At 47.0% G+C, this 896-nt stretch carries 1 protein-coding gene; it reads right to left on the bottom strand.

Annotated features, from left to right (window positions below):
• Positions 1-124: 124 nt before the first annotated feature.
• A complete protein-coding gene (locus tag ACFR9S_RS13750) occupies positions 125-727 on the bottom strand; it encodes a PH domain-containing protein (protein ID WP_074854664.1) in 603 nt (200 codons plus the stop codon).
• Positions 728-896 lie beyond the last annotated feature (169 nt).

Raw genomic sequence — 896 nt, forward strand, 5'->3', positions numbered from 1 at the left:
CAAGCGGGCACGGGCCACCTGTGAAGAGGAGTAGGTTCCCGGCCGTGTAACCGTTATCCGGTCGACTCTTCCATACCGTTTAGCTACTTAATGTGTTCTATCTGAAAACTGAACATAATCCGTATTACACCTTATCAAGCAGAGATTGTTTCTTTTCTTCAAATTCTTCATCGTCTACGACACCCTTCTCATGAAGCTCTTGAAGTTTGTCCAGCTGATCAAGTGGGTCTGGTTCTGACTCTGCCACGACTGTGTCTGGTTGATTTACCTCGTTAATCTTCTCCCTGATGAACGACACAATTTCTCGAACTTCGTCTTTACCTGGCTCTTGGACTTCAATATGGTAGGTTTGCCCAGGCGTCTGGAGGGAAACGCGCTTATTAACAAGTCCAGTATCCAGATCAACACTAGTTATGCTCTCATACGGTACAGACCGCTCATCAGAGCCCAACCACTGAGGAATCTTTACTGCTACTCGGCTATCAGTGTAGACTGCTCGTACGTACCCTCGTGTGCCAGACTTGCGACTTCTATCGTCGCCGAATAATGATTTCCCAGCAGATGACCCTTCAACGTCGACGGTTGATCCGCGGGTTATATAGTGTATCTTCTCGCCCTCATCTAAGATATCTTCTACCTTCTCAATTCGAGCTTTTGTGACGTATTCTCCCTGTGGCTCACACTCATAATCACCCAAGTCATCATCTCCTGAACTGAATAACCCCATAGTAAGTGAGAGTAACTAATACGTGATAATCGTTACGTGAATTTCATGAGTTAGAACTGGTCTCGTGGAGCCATCTCACAAGCAAGCCAGTGAGCACCGATCAACTCGGTTTCGACCTCACTTCGCTTATGGGCTGCGTCGAGTTCTGACAGCGTCGTATAGCTGAACA

It is taken from the genome of Halolamina salina (assembly GCF_042678005.1).
Classification (GTDB): domain Archaea; phylum Halobacteriota; class Halobacteria; order Halobacteriales; family Haloferacaceae; genus Halolamina; species Halolamina salina.

Bases quoted from the DNA above. Each gene is read 5' to 3' on its own strand.
- ACFR9S_RS13750 (WP_074854664.1), bottom strand. From the start codon at position 727: ATGGGGTTATTCAGTTCAGGAGATGATGACTTGGGTGATTATGAGTGT.